At 62.8% G+C, this 18,166-nt stretch carries 11 protein-coding genes; 5 read left to right on the forward strand and 6 right to left on the reverse strand.

Features of this window, described 5'->3' with window-relative positions:
* Nucleotides 1-31: 31 nt before the first annotated feature.
* Nucleotides 32-2,113 (reverse strand): glycoside hydrolase 5 family protein, encoded by a 2,082-nt coding sequence (locus tag ACSS7Z_RS15755; RefSeq protein WP_438255822.1) that lies wholly within the window; start codon nt 2,111-2,113, stop codon nt 32-34.
* Between the two features lie 196 nt (nt 2,114-2,309).
* Between ACSS7Z_RS15755 and ACSS7Z_RS15760 the strand changes: the two genes are divergently transcribed.
* Nucleotides 2,310-3,416, forward strand: coding sequence for a glycosyltransferase (locus ACSS7Z_RS15760; RefSeq protein ID WP_438255823.1), 1,107 nt, complete (start codon nt 2,310-2,312; stop codon nt 3,414-3,416).
* Nucleotides 3,413-4,378, forward strand: a complete 966-nt coding sequence (locus ACSS7Z_RS15765) for a glycosyltransferase family 4 protein (protein WP_438255824.1) — start codon at nt 3,413-3,415, stop codon at nt 4,376-4,378. Before ACSS7Z_RS15760 ends, ACSS7Z_RS15765 begins: the two co-directional genes overlap by 4 nt.
* Here ACSS7Z_RS15765 and ACSS7Z_RS15770 read toward each other — a convergent pair.
* From ACSS7Z_RS15770 to ACSS7Z_RS15780, 3 genes are read right to left on the reverse strand one after another with little or no spacing between them, the layout of a single operon-like run.
* Entirely contained in the window at nt 4,371-5,444 is a 1,074-nt protein-coding gene (locus ACSS7Z_RS15770; protein ID WP_438255825.1) for a glycosyltransferase family protein, read from the reverse strand. The two genes, ACSS7Z_RS15765 and ACSS7Z_RS15770, sit on opposite strands and share 8 nt — an antisense overlap.
* Nucleotides 5,441-6,523, reverse strand: coding sequence for a hypothetical protein (locus tag ACSS7Z_RS15775; protein ID WP_438255826.1), 1,083 nt, complete (start codon nt 6,521-6,523; stop codon nt 5,441-5,443). Before ACSS7Z_RS15775 ends, ACSS7Z_RS15770 begins: the two co-directional genes overlap by 4 nt.
* 2 nt (nt 6,524-6,525) lie before the next feature.
* Nucleotides 6,526-7,692 (reverse strand): nucleotide sugar dehydrogenase, encoded by a 1,167-nt coding sequence (locus ACSS7Z_RS15780; protein ID WP_438255827.1) that lies wholly within the window; start codon nt 7,690-7,692, stop codon nt 6,526-6,528.
* 65 nt (nt 7,693-7,757) lie between these two features.
* On the opposite strand from ACSS7Z_RS15780, the gene ACSS7Z_RS15785 reads away from it, so the two are divergent.
* Nucleotides 7,758-10,103: a glycosyltransferase gene (locus tag ACSS7Z_RS15785; protein ID WP_438255828.1), complete on the forward strand. Its 2,346-nt coding sequence runs from the start codon at nt 7,758-7,760 to the stop codon at nt 10,101-10,103.
* Here ACSS7Z_RS15785 and ACSS7Z_RS15790 read toward each other — a convergent pair.
* Together ACSS7Z_RS15790 and ACSS7Z_RS15795 are read right to left on the reverse strand one after the other, a co-directional pair.
* Nucleotides 10,100-11,767 carry an ABC transporter ATP-binding protein gene (locus tag ACSS7Z_RS15790; RefSeq protein ID WP_438255829.1) on the reverse strand — a complete coding sequence of 556 codons (1,668 nt, stop codon included), beginning with the start codon at nt 11,765-11,767 and terminating at the stop codon, nt 10,100-10,102. The two genes, ACSS7Z_RS15785 and ACSS7Z_RS15790, sit on opposite strands and share 4 nt — an antisense overlap.
* The gene (locus tag ACSS7Z_RS15795) at nt 11,760-12,617 is read right to left on the reverse strand and encodes an ABC transporter permease (protein ID WP_438255830.1); all 858 of its coding nucleotides are present in this window, start codon (nt 12,615-12,617) and stop codon (nt 11,760-11,762) included. The genes ACSS7Z_RS15790 and ACSS7Z_RS15795 overlap by 8 nt, the downstream gene beginning before the upstream one ends.
* Before the next feature lie 221 nt (nt 12,618-12,838).
* Between ACSS7Z_RS15795 and ACSS7Z_RS15800 the strand changes: the two genes are divergently transcribed.
* Both ACSS7Z_RS15800 and ACSS7Z_RS15805 read left to right on the forward strand, forming a co-directional pair.
* The gene (locus ACSS7Z_RS15800; RefSeq protein WP_438255831.1) at nt 12,839-16,231 is read left to right on the forward strand and encodes a glycosyltransferase; all 3,393 of its coding nucleotides are present in this window, start codon (nt 12,839-12,841) and stop codon (nt 16,229-16,231) included.
* A gap of 2 nt (nt 16,232-16,233) precedes the next feature.
* Nucleotides 16,234-17,373 (forward strand): polysaccharide pyruvyl transferase family protein, encoded by a 1,140-nt coding sequence (locus ACSS7Z_RS15805; protein ID WP_438255832.1) that lies wholly within the window; start codon nt 16,234-16,236, stop codon nt 17,371-17,373.
* Nucleotides 17,374-18,166 lie beyond the last annotated feature (793 nt).

The raw sequence follows: 18,166 nt of genomic DNA on the forward strand, positions 1-18,166 counted from the left end.
GTTTCCTGAGGTTCCCTGATGATGGATGCGTCTAGTCGGCAGAAGCTTCGACCGGCGATGAGATGAAGACGGGCGATCCGCTCAGCGTGATCGTGACGTTGCCGTCTACCGTTTCGAGGACCTCCGTGTGGCCCGACAGGTGAGTGACGGTCAGAGCGCTGTCCGACGGGAACGCGCGCTGCGTCTCGCCACCGGGTGCCCACGCGACCCGTGTCGCATCCGAATCGCTGCCGAACACCTCAACCTGCGTGGTCTCGTCGGACTCGGTGGCTGCGTGATCCTTGCCCCCGAGTTGCGCGATCATCAGCGCTTGCGCGAATGCACCGGGCTTCGGCGCTCGCGCGACGACGTTGGCGCGGGGTGAGTTCTCGTAAAGTCCGAAGTTGGCCTCGCCTGCGGCCGGGTCAGGCTTGTCGTTCACGAGGTCGTACCAGAAGTACTTCTCGACGCCGTTCGCAAAAGCCAAGGTCTCGTTGCGCACGAGCATCTCGCCCTGCTCCAGAATTCCGACACCGTCGTAGTGAGTGGGGAACCCCATCTCGCTGACCCAGACCGGTCGCGTCTCACCCGTGTGTTCCTGCATGTCGGCGTAGGACTGCTGAACTGTGCCCGCGATCAGGTCGGCGTTTCGATCGATCCATCCCTCGTAGGGGTGGTAGCTGACGACATCGGTGACAGCCATTCCTCCGGCCTGCCAAAAGCCCACGAACCACTCGCTGTCATACAGCGCCGTGGATCCGGTGACAAGCGGGAGATCAGGGTACGCGGCGCTGACGTGGTCACGCGCGGCCTGCGCGATCTCCACGTAGCACGCCGGGGAATGGCCGCATGATGTGCCGTTGTCGCGGTGGTTGTACTCGTTGAGGATCTCGAGTCCGACGACGTCAAAGGTGTCGGCGATGGCCTTCGCATACGCGCCATACGCTTGGATCGCCTCCTCGTTGGACGGCGACCGCTTACTGCCGTAGAGCTCGTTGCCATACGCCACGATGCCGAGCAGCTTCACCCCGTTGACGTGCATCCGAGCGAACTCGCGCACATAGTTGTCTTCCCAGGCGTAGACCCCGCGACTCTTCTCGTTTCGCTCCCAGGTGATGTCATTTCGCACTTCAGCGAAACCGAGAGCGGCGGCCATGGTGCCGGTGCCGACGAACGGTTCCTTCTCCACGTGCGCTCCGACGCCGAAGCGCGAGTCCTGTTCGACGTAGAAGGTGTCGCTGTCGATGACGGCGACGTTCGTGCTCGCTTCGAAGCCGGATGAATCCCGCACAGAGACCGCATAGTGTCCCTGGGGCACGCCTTCAAGAGGAAGTGCGGCCACGGGTCCGCTCACGACAGAGCTGCCGGTGATCGGTTCGCCACCGGAGCTCGACGTCGCCGTCCACGCGACTTCTCCTTCTGCCGCTGACACGGCCAGGACAGCCGACGTGTTCGTGACGATCAGCGAGTCGTTGAGGATGCCTCGCGGCGCCGAGACCTGTTCGAAGGAGCCGTTGCCAATGAGGTTCCCGCCGCCGTCTGCGGAGATCGAGATGTTGTCGATGCCGAACCCACGAACGGCACCAGACAGGACGATGCCGATGGTGCCGTCGCCGACTTCACTCGAGGTGGCGAAGGGAAATTCGACGGTCTGCCATTCGGCGTTCAGCTCAGGAAGTTCGAACTGGTCGCCGCCGGCGGTGAGGCGAATTCCGGAGTCCTGTTCGTACTCGGCGAGCACTCGGACCGACGCGGTGAGGGTGTACTCGGTCGAGGGGACGAGTGCTACTGGCGCGCTCGCGGCCACGATGTCAGCGTCGTCCGCCGGTGCGTCCACTCGCAGAGACACGGCTCCGTCAGCTGCGTTGCCGACCTCCGGCAGAACAGCACCGACCACGGTCCGCTCTGCCAACGTCCAGCCGTCGATACCGGCGCGTGCGACGTTCGTGGCAGGAACTACGACCGGTCGTTCCGGGAATTCGACCTTCGTCCCGACGCGCGGGATCGCTTTCGTCTCGGCTTCTGGTTCGCTCTGGTTCATCACGACGGCAGTAGCCGCGACGCCTCCCCCGACCAGCACGACCGCCGCGCTGACCAGAATGATGATCGTCTTCTTCGTGAATCGCAATGCCATAAGTCGAAAGCCCCCCTGAGCTCGATCAATCGATCCCCACAATACCTACCCGCTGGGCGCGCGCCGACACGAGGAGCACAGAGGCTAACATCACCCTCCTGAGAGCGAACTTCCTTAGACTCATCTCCATGCCATCCGAGGATTCATCGCCGCGACAACGAAGGCTCCTCCCGCAATGGCAAGAAGGGGTCGGCCGGTGAGCGGCGCACTCGTGCACGAATGGTTGGCCCGCACCGGCGGGTCGGAGAACGTCTTCGAGGCGCTGACCCGAGTGTTTCCGGATGCCGCGCGCTACTGCCTGTGGAACGATAGCGGCGACCGCTTCTCGGTGGATGGCGAGACCTGGCTCGCCAGGACACCGTTGCGTGGCCATAAGGCAGCTGCGCTCGGGCTCATGCCCCTCGCGTGGCGGCAGCTTCCTGCCATCGATGCCGACTGGGTGCTCGCCAGCAGTCACCTCTTCGCCCATCACGCACGCTTTGCAGGTCCAGCGCGCGATGTACCCAAGCTCGTCTATGCGCACACACCCGCACGGTACATCTGGAATCCCGAGCTGGATGGTCGCGGCAGCTCTCTGCCGGCAAAGGTCGTCGCCGCGACATTGAAGCCACTGGATCGTCGTCGTGCTCAAGAACCCGTCGCGATCGCCGCGAACAGCAGCTTCGTCGCCGAGCGCATCGCTCAGGCGTGGCAGCGCGAGAGCACCGTCATCCATCCGCCCGTCGACGTCGTCAGCTTCACCCGTGAGCCAGCCCCGAGCGACCGCGATCAAAAGGTGCTGCAGGCGCTACCCGATGAGTTCCTCCTGGGTTTCTCCCGATTCGTTCCGTATAAGAGGCTCGATTTGGTGATCGAGGCGGGGGTCGCCGCGAACCTCCCCGTCGTCCTCGCCGGCGCCGGCCCGGATGAGGCTCGCCTGCGGGCGCTCGCTGAGGAACAGGCACCGGGGATGGTCTCGTTCGTTTCGGCACCCAGCGGTGAGCTGTACCGCGCTCTTCTGCGTCGCGCGCTCGCTCTCGTCTTCCCCGCGGTCGAGGATTTCGGCATCGTTCCTGTCGAAGCGATGGCAGCCGGAACGCCTGTTATCGCCAGCGCGATCGGCGGCACCGCCGAGACAGTGATTCACAAGCGCACTGGCGCCCTACTCGAAGACTGGTCGCGCGGTGAGCTCCGGCGCACTGTCGGGGACGCGATCGACGCCTCCGCCGACGCATGTCGCGCGCAGGCCGCACTGTTCTCCGAGCAGGTGTTCGCCGATCGTATTCGAGCCTGGGTGCAGGACTCGACGAGGACGGCGTCATGAATCAGCTGTTCGTCGACGACCGCTATCGTGGCGCACACGGCATCGGCCGGTATGCCGGAGAAGTGCTCAGCCGACTCCGCCTGCCGTGGACACCGCTCGGCCTCGACGGCAGCCCGTCGTCGCCGCTCGACTCTTTCCGGCCGGTACGCAACGCGAGTGGGAATGCCCTGGTGTACTCGCCGGGGTACGGCGCTCTGCTGCGTGCGCCACGACAGCTGTTGACATTGCACGATCTCATCCAACTTCGCGCGTCAGGGCTTTCCCGGTGGAAGTTCGAAGCGTATTACGCAGGCCCGGTCCGTCGCACGGTTCGAAAGACCGGGGTGGTGCTGACTGTCTCTGAGACTTCTGCCCGTGAGATCCGTCGCTGGCTCAATGACGATGCGGTGCAGATCGTCAACGCGGGAAACGGCTGCTCAGCAGCGTTCCACCCCCACGGTCACGTCGAGGCGGCAGACGACCCGTATGTGCTGTACGTCGGAAACGCCCGCGCCCACAAGAATCTCGATGTGCTCTTGCAGGCGCTGATTTCAGCTCCCGATGTTCATCTTCGGGCGGTGGTTCCGGCCGCCGAGGTCGCTGAGTTGGCCGCGCGCGCAGAAGGCTTGGGCATCGGCTCGCGGGTCCAGTGGATGCACGGACTGCACGACGAGCAGCTGGCTGCGCTGTATCGGGGCGCTGCTGCGACGGCGATGCCATCCACTCTTGAGGGGTTCGGCCTGCCCGCGCTGGAATCCGTGTGCTGCGGAGTCCCGGTTCTGTATTGGCGTGGTTGCGAGGCGGTCGCTGAGATCGTCGGCGATCGCGGCTGGGGGCTCGGATCCGCGCACGACCCGCAGGAATGGGCCACGGCACTGACGTCTGCCGTGGCCGCCCGGCGGCGTGTTGAGCCACCCACCGGATACGACTGGGACCGCACGGCGAGCATCGTTTCCGAGACGCTCGAGCAGCTGATCAGCTGAGTCGCTGGAGGAACGCAACCAGTTCATCGGTTTTCCGCTCCCAGGAGGAATCGGATGCCGCACGAACTCCACCGTCGTTAGGTGAGGCGTGAGCGAGGGCACGATCCAGCGCAGCGTCGGCGTCGTCACCACCTGAGTACGTGTAGATGCCGACCCCCTCATGGCGTTTGATGCCCGGTGTCTCTCGAGCGACAACGGTGAGTCCTGCCGCCAGATACTCGTAGAGCTTCATGGGACTGCGTCCGGCGTTGAGTGGGTCGTCAGACAGCGGCAGCAGCCCGACCCGGGCATCGTGCAGCAGCGCAGGCACGGCGTCATACGCAATCGGGCCGAGAAGGTCGACGTTGCTGGGCAAAGATGACGGCGGATCGGCATCTGGTCCAGCGACGAGGAATCGAACGTCAGGGTGAGAACCCGCCCACGCAGACAGTTGAGCCCAGTCGAATCGTCCGTCGAGCGCTCCGACATAAACGCATCGGATCGGGCGAGGCCCCTCGTCCTCGTTCGTCGAGGCGAAGTGCGCCGTGTCGGCGCCGTTGTTCAGGACGAGGGTCGGCTGGCCGAGCGGCCCGAGGCCGCGCAGTACTTCTTCCGACGTTGCGATGATGCCGTCGGAAGCATCGATGATCTGCTGTTGGATTCGGTGTTTGAGTCCCGAGGGATAGAGATCAGTCGGGCGATAGATCAGTGTGTCGGTGAGCCCGCGGATCGAGGTATCCCAGAGCAGCGGTTGATCGATCAGTATCGCGTCGAACCGGCCCCTGATGCCGTTCTTCTCCAGGTACCGCGCCACGCGGAACGATCCGAGAGGGGCGGGCATCATTGTGCGGGGAACGAGGTGCACCACGCCGTCGACCGTGCGGTGCGGACCGCGGGGGACGTTCGCGACGTCTGACGGCCGCGCCCGACCGGTGATGCGATGAGCGAGAGAAATGGGAGTCCCCACGTGCACGACTTCTCCCCCTCGTGACGCAAGAAGTCGCGCGTAGTGGTGGCTGCCCACACGAAACGGCCCGAACGGATGGCTGTGAGAGAGGAACAGCACTCGCCGATCCCCCACAGTCATGCACGCACCCTGCTGATGATTGTTCTGATCTCGTCGTGGATGCGTGTCAGGCTCTTTTCGGCCTCGTGCACGCATGCTGCTGTCTCTGGTGCACGATCCTGCTGAGAGTCAAGGAACGTGGTCATCTCATGCGTGTCACCGGACGCGGCATCCAGCGAGAGCCCGTGGTAGCCGATCGCCGCGAATGCCTCGGTAATCTTCGCCGTGGGACGGGGCACCAGTTCCACAGGCACAGCACCGCTGAGGGCGGCAAGCACTAGAACGTGCATCCGGTCGCTGATCACCATGCGCGCGCCGTCGTAGCGTTCACGCAAGAGCTCCTCCTGTGCGAGCGGATCGGTCGTTCCCCACGGCTCGAAGGTCCCACCCAGCGCGTCTGCCAGTTCGCGTGCGCGTTCCTCGTCTTCCCGAACCTGCACGATCGTGCGAATCGTCAGGCCGGCTCTGTCCGCATACTCGCGCACAGCCCGAACCCAGGCCTCGTCGGGCATCGGTCGTGTTCCGCGGAGGCTCACCAACAGTTCGGATCGCTCCTGCCATGGCTGCCCACCGCGGATGCCGGAGCCGAACCCGATGTCGGGGGCCAGCCGCCCGCAGCGCGCAATCGACAACGTGGCAGCGTCTCGCCACAACGTGATCTGCGACGCGCGCGCAGCGAGTCGGTGAATCGTCAGCGGCAGCCATGAAGGCGCCCGAATGCCGCGCGGCGGTCGGACGACGATTCCGCCCTTGAGCCGGGTGATGAGAGTCTCTACGAGAAAGACCAGTTCACGTATTTCATTGCCGCGGTCGAGTGGGATCTCGCCCGCCTCGAAGATGAGAATCGGATGACGCGGAGCTGTCGCCAGCAACCAGAGCCAGCGCGCCACCGACCGCTTCGAACGCAGGACCACCGCGCCTTCCGGCATCCCCAACTGGCGCAGCCAGACGTCAGGGGCGGAGCCTGTGTATGCGATCAGTTCCGTCGATGTCTCACGGGCCCATTCGAGTGTCTCTCGCCGAATGAGCGCATCACCGATATTCCCCGCGGGGCCGGTGAGCGAGACAAGGGAACGGGTGGCCCCGCGTCGCGCAAACAACGTCAGTCTCGGCCGTAGATATCGCGCGTGTAGATCTTGTGCGCGACGTCGTCCAGCGCTTCGGTCGAACGGTTGGCGATGATGACGTCAGCCCGCGACTTGAACTCATCGATGTCTCTCACGACCTCGGAGTGGAAGAACTCGTCCTGTTCAAGAGCGGGCTCGTAGACGACGACCTCGATGCCCTTCGCCTTGATCCGCTTCATGATCCCCTGAATAGACGAATCGCGGAAATTGTCCGATCCCGACTTCATCACAAGCCGGTATACGCCGACCGTGCGCGGTGCGCGAGCGAGAATATCGTCGGCGACGAAGTCCTTGCGGGTGCTGTTGGCGTCGACGATGGCCGCGATCAGGTTCTGCGGCACCTCGGAGTAGTTCGCGAGAAGCTGTTTGGTGTCCTTCGGCAGGCAGTACCCGCCGTAGCCGAAGGACGGGTTGTTGTAGTGCGATCCGATGCGCGGATCGAGCCCTACTCCCTCGATGATCTGTCGAGTGTCGAGCCCGTTCACGGCAGCATAGGTGTCGAGTTCGTTGAAGTACGCCACTCGCAATGCCAGGTAGGTGTTGGCGAAAAGCTTGATCGCCTCGGCCTCGGTGGCGTCGGTGAGCAGTACGGGAATGTCGGTAGCGATCGCACCCTCGATCAGCAGGTCGGCAAAGCGCTGCCCGACAGGTCCACGGTCGCCCACGACGATGCGCGACGGATGCAGGTTGTCGTGCAGCGCGCGGCCCTCACGCAGGAACTCGGGAGAGAAGACGATCGTCGCCCCCGGGTGCTCCTCGTTCATCCGCGCGGTGAACCCGACCGGCACGGTGGATTTGATCACGATTGCGGCGTTCGGGTTGATCCCGAGTACGACATCGATGACGCCTTCGACTGAGGACGTGTCGAAGTAGTTGGTGGTCTCGTCATAGTTCGTCGGTGTCGCGACGACGACGAACTCCGCATCGCGATACGCGGCCTCTGCGTCGAGGGTTGGCGTGAGGTTGAGCGCGTGGGTCGCAAGATAGTCCTCGAGCTCGACGTCGGCGATCGGCGAGATCCGACGGTTGAGCAGCTCCACCTTCGCGGGGTCGATGTCGACGGCGATCACCTCATGATGCTGGGCGAGGACAACTGCGTTGGACAAGCCGACATAGCCGGTGCCTGCGATGGCGATCTTCATCCTCCTAGGTTATCGCGGTAAGCCGGGAGTGGAGGTTAGGGAGCCGCCGTCTAGACTTGGTGCCAATGTCAACGGCACCTCTGGTCTCGATAATCGTCCCGGTATATAACGACGAAGCGACGATCGCTGCGACTTTAGACAGCGCCCTGGCACAGTCCTTGTCTGAGATTGAAATCATCTGCGTTGATGACGCGTCGACCGATGCGAGCCTGAGGATTCTCGAGTCGTATCAAGAGCGCGATCCGCGGGTCCGCGTCATTCGTCACGATCGCAATCTCTCGGCATTACAGAGCCGCCGAACGGGCGCGCTGTCCGCGTCTGCCGACTATTTGCTGGTTTTGGACGGCGACGACGAGCTCGAGCCGAACGCTGCCCGCGTCGCACTCGAGCTGGCGCACGAAGCGGAAGCGGATCTCGTCGGCTTCGGTGTAACCGTCATTGAAAAGGACGGGCGCACGGGCGGATCATACGAAGGCCGCCTGCAACCCGCTCATCGCGTCCTCGACGGGGCTGCTGTGCTGCAGGGGTTGTTCCCGATCGGCAAGCCCGCGCAGGGGCAGCTCTGGCGCTATCTGTTCCGGACCGATCTCTTCAGAAGTGCCTACACGCATATTGCGGACGGAACGACTCTGGCGCGGGTCAATGATCTGCCTCTGATGTTCTTGATCGCGGCGCTCGCGACTCGGTACGTCTCAACGGAGACACGGCTCTATCGCTATCACTTTGGCCGCGGCGGCAGCGGCCAACAGGTCGACACCATCGAGCGCGCGGAGTTCTACGCTTCGGCGATCGCGTCAATCGATCTCATCCGACCGGCCGTCGACGTTCTCGCCGAGACGTACTCCGATCCTGCGTTGCTGCGGGAATCATACGAATCGACACGGCTCTCGATCGTGGGCTACGTATGCTCACAATTGATCGACCGGAGCGACAGCACCGTGCTTGACGACGCATTGTCGCACCTCCATACGGTGGCATCGGCTGATGACATCGTGCGCGGAACCGCGCGGTTTTATCCAGCCAAGCTGTCCACCCTCAAGTTCCATCTCCCGGCGGTGGGGACGGATGACTCAGCCGTTGCCCAGGTACGGAGCGTGGCTCTCGTTACTTCGTCCCTGCGTTCGGGTGGCGTGACGATGGTGATGCTCGCGCAAGCCCACTATCTACGCCAGGCAGGGTTCGAGGTCATTCTCGTCGCACGAAGCGGCGGCAGCGATCGGACTCTGGTTCCGGCCGGCACGACGTTCATCGAGCTGAGCGGGCGAACCTTCGTCGAGCGCTTACAGGACTGGGCGGCGATCTGTCGCCGCCATCAGGTCGATATGGTCATCGATCACCAGCTGCTCTACACGGATCGTTGGCCAGAGTTCGCGCTCATGGCGCGGGCCGAGCATGCCAGGACGATCGGGTGGATACATAATTCCTTTGCGCGCCCGCTGTACGACGGAAACGACCGGTTGTCCCTCATCGAGAAATGCAGCAATGCTCTTGCACGGCTGGTCACACTCTCCCCTCTCGACTCGGCGTACTTCGCTCTCCGCGGAGTCTCGCATTCTTCATACCTGCCCAATCCGCCGTCGCCTCTGCTGAACGAGTCTCTCTCGCAATCAACAGCAAAGAAATCACCGGCCGGACACATCGAATTGGTGTGGTGGGGCCGATTGGAAGATCGCACCAAGAAGGTCCTCGATCTCATCGAGGTAGCAGTGCAATTGAAGGCCTTCGGCGTCAGCTTCCACCTCACCGTGATCGGGCCGGACTGGGAAGACATGACCGCGAAGCGGTTCAACGCACACGCCCGGCGACGTGGCGTTTCTGACTGCGTCAAGGCCGTCGGGCCGCTACGCGGCGCACGGCTTACCGAAGCGATCGATGCAGCCGACGCGTTCGTGTCCACCAGCATCATCGAGGGGTATCAGCTCACGATCGCCGAGGCGCAGGCTCGCGGGCTGCCCGTGTTCATGTATGAGTTGCCCTGGTTGCTTCTCACGCAACAGAATGAAGGCGTCGTCGCGGTGCGTCAGAGTGACCCACGCGCCCTCGCCGCGAAGATCGCTGAAGTGGCCGGGAACCCAGTGCGCTACCAGCAGCTTTCTCACGCTGCTGTGGAAGCAGCGAAGCGAGCCCGCGACTACGATTTCGCAGCTCTCTACCGTGGCGTTGTGACCGATACTCTGCCCGCAGAATTCTCCCCGCAACCGTCGCTTGAGGATGCGAAGGAGCTGCTGGGACTCAGCGTCTTTTACTCTGAGCGAGCACGCAGCAGAGGCAAGAGCCCATTGAGCGTTCCCACATCACGCGGTGCCCGCGCTTGGAGCACTCTTGCGCCAGCGGGGCGGGCAGTTCTGGGTCTTTTTCCGAGACTCCGCCCGATGGTGCACCGAGTAAAACAGCGGCTCCGGGTCGACTAGCTAAAAGGGGCCGGCTCGGTGGGCGGTTCCGGGACTGGGTCCGGAACTGGTTCCGGCACTGGTTCCGGCTGCGGATCCGTCGGCTCAGGCTCGGGGGCTGGTTCGGGGGCCGGTTCCGGCGCGGGTGCAGGATCACTCGGCGGAACTGGCGCAACGGGTTGAGTCGGAGCGACCGGCTGCGTGGGAGGTTCAGGCTCAGGTTCAGGAGCCAGCACGCGTGACACTGTGAGAGGCGCGTTCACGCGGACGCCGTCTTCGTTCTCGGCGGTGAGAGTGTAAATAGTGGTTTCTGTTGCGCAGGTGAAACCGACGGCGTATCCGGATGCCTGTGCGGGGAGCGCGGCACGCGAGGGGTTGTCGAGCGCGTCTACCTCGCTCTCGGCAGCGGCGAGTGCCACGTTGATCGCGTTGTCGATCTCCCAGCTCAGCTGAATCTCGACTTCCTCTTCTTCTGACGCACATTCCACCGAGGCGGCACTCGCGGAGAAGTTCGCGATCGCCGGAGCCTTCACTGCTGTGGAGGGCTCCGGAGTGGGTTGCGCGGTGTCAGCCGTTTCAGACGGACCCGCAAACGAGGCCAGCGCGCCGACAATCGCCCCCGCAGCTACCGCCAGCAGAATCGCAGATCCAGTGAGCACCATCAGCGCCAAGCTGCGACGCTTTCGTTTGAGGGTCTCACGCCGATAGCGTTCCCGACGAGCAGCCGTACGCGGCCCTTCTCCAGTATCGGTCACGATTGCAGTCGGAGTTTCAGCCGCTCGCTGCTCGCCCGTTTCGGCGGTGTCAACGGCCGTCGTGCGCGTACCAACGACTGGGGCATTTTTGACCCGTGGTTTCGTTGCCGATGCAGCCCCCACGGCCCCCGCTCCGGGCTTCTTCGTCCATGCGACATAGTCCTTGATGACGTCGCCAGCAGGGCCGTCAGCGACCAGCTCCCCCTTATGTACCCACAACACGCGCTCGCACGTGTCCCGCAGGGAACCGACGGAGTGGCTCACGATCATCACGAGACCGGCATTATCGCGTAGCTCACGAATACGCTTCTCGCTCTTCGTACGGAATCGGCGGTCTCCGACAGCGAGGGCCTCGTCGACGAGCAGGATCGAGTGCGCTTTCGCGGACGCGATGGCGAATCTCAGCCGCGCGCCCATGCCCGAAGAATATGTGCGCATCGGGTGATAGATGAATTCGTTGAGTTCCGCGAACTCCGCGATCTCCGCAACCTGCGCGGCCGCCTCTTCAGGGCTGAACCCCATCGCCAGTAGCCCGAGCTTGATATTGTTCTCGCCCGACAGCTCCGGAACGAGTGCGGCGTTGACCCCAAGCAGCACGGGCCGCTCGCGAGCGAGGATCGTTCCGCTCGATGCGGGGATGAGACCGCTCATCGCCCGGAAGAGTGTCGACTTGCCCGAGCCATTGTGCCCGACAACGCCGATCGTCTCGCCCTCGGACGCGGTGAAGGTCACCCCACGGAGCGCTGGGATCGTTTTGACGTCACGACCACCTCGGAACGAGCGCAAGCTCGTGAGCGTATCCCGCGGGGTCATACGCTTCCCCGAAGCGAAGACGCGGTAGTCGACGTGTACGTCATCGGCGACGATCATGGGCCGCCGAGACTCGCCATCGATGTTCCGCGCCTCGTCGGGAAGAACAACGTTATTCACTGAGTCCGTACCTCGCTTCTGCCTGCCAGAAGAAGATGGTTCCGCCGACAATCATCACCAAAGCCCATATGGGCGCGGCGACCCACGCGATCAGCGGGGCGGTGTGTCCCGAAAGCAGCACGTCACGAGCGAGCGAGATGAACTCATAGGTAGGTATGAGGTGCGCGATGGTGAGAAGTGTCGGGAAGTCCGCCAGCGCGCCGTCGATGTTGAAAAAGATTCCACTCGCGTAGAAGAGGATGCGGTTGATGATCGGAATCATCTGCTGCACATCGCGCGTGCGCACTGAAAGACGGGCGAAGACGAACGCTACACCGAGGTTGAACACGCCCATGATCATGAGGATCGGAATCATCAGAAGCCAGGACCACGTCACTGGCTCCCCGAAGATGATGAGCAGAATGCCCAGTAGCACCATCACCGGAACGATTCGCATCGCTTGTTCCGCGACTGCTGAAATCGGAAGGAGGATGCGTGGGAAGCCAAGACTCTGCACCAGCTTGGTGTTCGCGATGATTGATTTCGACCCAGATCCGAGAGAACCCGAGAAGAACTCGAGAACGAAAACGCCGACGATGAGGAACTGCACAAAATTGTCGGGCCTCGCGGCACCGGAGAGTATGAACTGGAAGATTGCGCCGTAGATGATCGCCATCGCCAGGGGCTTCAGAACGATCCAGAGCACACCGAGGCGATTGGGCAGCAGGCTCGCAATCAACCGGCTGCTCGAGAGCCGCATCGCGAAGGCGCGTCGCCTCCAAGCCTCGGCCAGGTACTTGCGGAGCGGTGGCCGCTCCCCCACTGGGTAAAGATCGGAGAAGGCCGAAACCGACGGGTGTGCATCAACCATCAGTGCGTATCCTTCCCCTTCCAGCACTGCGCCAAGTATTTGACGCCCAGTCGTTGGATCATTTGAGCTCCATCAATCTTAGCGGGGCACTCCCGTGCGGATGGCCGCCAGCTTTCAGGGACAGGGCCTTGCCCCTGAGGTAGGGTCGAAACGCCCGTATCCCTGTGCCAGAGCGTGTCCGGTCCACGACGCCACCGCTGCTCCCTGATGAGGTCCGATCTGTGAACACCGCCCCACGCGTATCCATCGTCATCCCGCTGTTCAACGATGAAGAGCATGTGGCGGCGGCGCTCGATAGCTGCCTGTCGCAAACGGTCACCGACTTCGAGGTCATCTGCGTCGACGATGCCTCCACTGACAGCACCGCCTCGATCGTGGAACAGTACGCGGCGCGGGACCCGCGCATCACACTGATCCGCCTGGACACCAACGGCTCTGCGTTCCAAGCTCGACGCATCGGCGTGATGGCTGCTTCCGCCCCCTTCGTGCTGTTCCTGGACGGCGACGACGAACTCGTGCCTCGAACAGCGCAGACCGCATTGACAAAAGCAGAAACAACTCGTGCCGACGTCGTCGGGTTCGGAGTGACGATTCTCGCCTCCGATGGAGTCCCCTCCCGATTAGAGGCAGCGCTTCAGCCCCAGCACAGCGAGCTGACAGCCCCCGGCATCACCCCAGCGCTTTTCCCCGTCGGCGAAGTGGCCAACGGCCACATCTGGCGCTACTGCTTCTCCACGGCTCTCCTGCGGGGTGCCTATGAAGGTGTTCCCGGGAACCGCGCCTTTTACCGGGCCAACGACCTGCCAATCACTTTCCTCGCACTTGCCCTCGCCGAGAAATACGTCTCCATTCCCGATCGACTCTACGTCTACTACTTCCGCCGTGGTACGAGCGGGCACGCGATCGGCGACATCGAGCATTTCAAATTCCTGCTCAGCGGTGTCGAACCGATCATGTCAATCGATCCGCAGGTCAACGCGCTGGCCGCGGCTCTTACAGACCCGGCGGTACTACTCAAGCCCTATGAGTCAGCACGACTGCACATCATTGGCAACGTACTCCGGTATTGCATACGAGACACCTCAGGCGATCTCCAACGAGAGTGCATCGCGCTGCTCCTCGACAAAGTGGGCGCCACGGACACGGTGCGAGCGGCCGCAGCATTCTGCACTGAAGCGCTTGGCGCCCTCACCAAGCACACACCGGAACCCTCGCAGCCTGAGCACGTGCGCAACGTGTTGCTGACGACATCTCACCTTGAGACCGGTGGCCTGCAAGAAGTGTTGCTCGAGCACGTCGGTCTGCTCGCGGCTCACGGCCACCGTGTCACGGTCGCCGTGATGCAAGACACCGCGCGCGCGGTGGAGCTACCCGACGGCGTCGACCTGGTGCTGGTGACCGGAGAAAGCAGGGTCGAGAAGCTCGATCACTGGATGGCCATCTGCCGAGAGTATGAGGTCGACGTCGTCATCGACCACCACATCCTCTACAACGACAACTGGCCGTGGTTCGCACTCGCAGCGCTCGCCGCGGGAGTTCCGACCATCGGTTGGATCCACAACTTCGCGCTGCGCCCGCTGTTCGACGGAAACCAGCGCACATCGTTCCTCACTCATCACATGAGCGTTCTGCTCCGCATCGTGACGCTATCTCCCACGGATGTCGCTTTCTGGAAGCTGCAAGGTCTCGAGCGGGTGGTCTACCTGCCCAACCCGCCGACGAGACTCGCTCGGCAGGCTGCCGCCGAAGGCAAGGAACGTCGACTGAACGGCAACCGGATTGAGCTGGCATGGTGGGGCCGACTCGATCGGTTGACCAAGCAAGTACCGCATCTCGTCGATGCGGCCGCGATCCTAAAATCCCGCGGCATCGACTTCCGACTAACCCTCATCGGCCCTGACTCGAGGACGTTGAGCGCGAAGGACGTTCGGCAGGCAGCAGCTGCACAGAACGTCGCCGATCAGATCGACCTCCTCGGTGAGCAGACCGCGGCCGAGCTTCTCGCGACGTTGCGCGACGTCGACATGATGGTCTCTGCGAGCGCGATCGAGGGATACCAGCTCACAATCATCGAGGCGCAAGCTCTCGGGATACCCGTCGTCATGTACGATCTGCCCTGGCTCGCGACCGTCGAGGGCAACAAAGGACTCATCTCCGTAGAGCCAGGCGATCCCTCGGCTTTGGCCGATGCCATCGCCGGGATCGCCGCGAGCCCCGATGAGTACAGCAAACTGTCGCGTGAGTCGCGGACCTACGCACAGGGCGTCATGACCACCGACCTCGGCGCGCTACTCGATCAGCTGCTCCACAATGCACTTCGTGGGGAGTATTCGCCACCGCCGACGACTGAGGACGCGACCATCCTGATGCCGCGACTTGTCGAGGTCGCAGAACGCAACATCGGCAGCGGGCCGGGCGGGCGGGCACAGCTCGAGGCCGAGATAACAGCTCTGCGCCGCGAGCGGGACCGTGCGAAGCGGAAGCTTCGAGACATCTCCGAAGGCCCGTCCTTCCGCATCGGACGGATGATCACCGCGATCCCGCGCCGGGCCCGACGGCTTCTCGGCAAGGGCACGATCAGCCATCACACCACCTCGCCCGCAACGGGCAGCGCAAACAGCCTCACGCTTGTCGCCTCACCACCGCCACCACTGCGCCGTTCCACTCAGGACGCCCCACCGACCCGCGTTACCAATCCGGATGTGACTGTGGTCGTGCCCGTGTATAACTCGGAGCTCTGGTTGGATGATTGTCTGTCAAGCGTGCTCGCCCAGACCGGCACAGATATCGAGCTGATCTGCGTCAACGACGGTTCCACGGATGGCTCACGCGCGATCCTCCAGCGATTCGAGGACAACGATCCGCGGGTGACGGTGATCGATCAGCCCAACAGCGGTCAGTCCGTCGGGCGAAACGTCGGTCTTGACGCAGCATCTGGACGTTATGTGATCTACCTCGATAGCGATGACTACTGGCCGCACGACTCGCTCGCAGCCCTGGTCCAAGACGCCGACCGGGACTCGCTTGATGTCCTCCTGTTCGATTGTCTGGCGTTTCGCGACGGAGAGATCGACGCGAAGACTTGGAAGAGGTATTCCACCTACTACCAGCGGGCACACGCGTACCGCGGCGTAACCCGTGGCGTGGACCTCATGGCAGCGATGCGGCGTGGGCGAGACTATCGACCGCATGTCGGGATGTACTTGGCTCGCACCGATCATGTGCGCGCGACTGGCGTGAGATTCATTCCCGGCATCGTGCATCAGGACAACCCGTACACTTTCCGTTTGCTGCTCCACGCGCAGCGCGTGGCGCACACGCGAGTCGACGTGTATGCGCGCCGCATGCGCCCCGGCTCCACCATTACCACGCTCAAGGCGGAGCGTTCCGCTCGTGGCTACTTCCTGTCGTACGTGGAGATGTCGCGCGAGCTCACCAGGTACAAGCTCGAGAACGACACAGCTGGCGAACTGGATGAGATCGTCGACGGGGTCTACGACGGCGCACGTAAGCAGTTCGTTCTGCTCCCCGACGCTGCCGCGGAAGAGATCAGAAGACTCGATGTTTCCGACGATGCACAAGCTATATTCCAAGAACTTCGCACAGGGGAATGATCATGAACGATACGGCTCCTTCTCGCGCAGCATCACGTTTGCGGACGCCCAGCTGGGTGCAGAAGCTCGTCCCGGGCCAACGTGCTCAAGCGACGGGATTTGCCTCGAAGCCAGGCGAAGGGCGGAATGCCCTCATCGTTGGCCCCTACCGTGCCAAGAATTTCGGCGATGACCTCGTCGGAGCGATCCTCACCAGACATCTTCAAGGGCTCGGCTATGAAGTCAGCATTCCTCGCCTCGGTGAGGAGAACTGCAAGTGGCTCGGCACGACGTATGCCGCGGACTACTCCGGCGCGTTCGAGCAGGCGGACGTTATCGTCGTGGGCGGTGGCGGCATAATGAGCGACACATCGGGCGCCAAGCCAGGGGCGTCCTATCTGGAAATCGTCGACAAAGCAGCTCGCGCCGGAGACCTCAAGAACAAAAATATATATATCACCAGCGTCGGCGCCGGCCCCTGGTTGCGCGAACGGTCGCGCGAACTGGCGCTCTCCGCATCGAACTTGGCGAGCCACGTTGGAGTACGCGAGCTCGAATCCTTCGAGCACCTTCGCGGACTCGGAGTTCCCGACGATAAGATCGTCCTCGGTGCAGACCTCGCCTTGCTGACGCCTGAGATCCTGAGTTACCGACCTGCACGCAGCCGCAAACTCGGTTTGCAGTTCGACGTCAACGCGTTCGACGACGTGAAAGAGAACCCGCACCTGAAAGAGATTGTCGCGACAGTCGGACAATACGCAAGCGATCACTCCTCAGGCGTTGTTCTCATCCGCAACGGCAAGGCACGTTCAGAGATCTCGCATGCGGCGCCTTCCGCAGCGTGCCTGAGCTATACAGACCTTCAGACGTTCCTTCCGCAGCTAGCAGGCTTGCGAGCACTGTTGACCTCGCACCTGCACCTCGCGATCACATCCTATTCACAACGGATCCCGACGTACTCGCTATACGTGCGTGAGAAAACCCGCCGCTTCTACGAGCAGATCGGGCATCCGGAACGGGCTCTCGATCTTCGTACTGCGACGGTTGATGACGCCGCCAGATTCCTCAACGCTGCAGCGGCGGCACGCTGGACCGAAGAGGATGAAGAAAAGTTGCTCAGCCTCAAGCAAGACGCACGGAAATTGCTGGCATTCGTACGTTAACTCGGTGTTGGCGCGGCAGGGAAAAGGCAGACCCACGTAAACGTCATGAGCGGTCTGCACGAGTAATGCCCCATTTGGTGGTGTAACCGCTCGGTGGCTGACCTCGTCGTAGACGTGGACGCGGTCACCGTGTGATCCTTCGAGAAAGCTCTCTACTTCTCACTCGAATGGAGTCATCACGATGACCGCTCCTCATATTGTCGACAGTGAAGATGGAGTTGGCACCTTCAGGCGGTGTCTGACCCGATTGTCGACGGGCGTCACCGACTGCCTTTGCATGGGATTCGTCGACTCCGTTCTGAAGGTGCCACGCACGCGACCGGCCGAGCTGCGTGACCTCATAGGAGTTTGAGCAAAGGCCCCATCACTGTCCTGTCCGTCGACCGACCGGTCGCGTGCCTGTGAAAGGGCGGGCAGATTCTGATGATGAGAGATCTCTCAGTACTCGAAGTATTTGGCGGCGTGGATACTCACACGCATACCCATCACGTGGTTGTAGTCGATCAGCTCGGCCGCGAACTGGCGGACCGCGAGTTCCCAGCAACACGCGCCGGCTACGAAGCCGGCACGCCTGGCTAGTGAGCTTTGGCCGACTCGTCCGCGTCGGCGTCGGCGTCGGCGTCGGCGTCGGCGTCGAGGGCACGGGGTCATACGGGGGCGGGCGTGATGCGGTTTGTCGACGGCGCTCGAACTTTGAACGTTTTCGGCGTTCGAAAAGTGAACGGTTTTGGGCAGTCTAGTCAGGGTTTTCGTTGGTCGTGGTTCTGATGCTGGGGAGGCTGTCGATGCCTCG

Origin of the sequence: Microbacterium wangyouchuni, from assembly GCF_051546305.1 — a bacterium.
Lineage (GTDB): Bacteria > Actinomycetota > Actinomycetes > Actinomycetales > Microbacteriaceae > Microbacterium.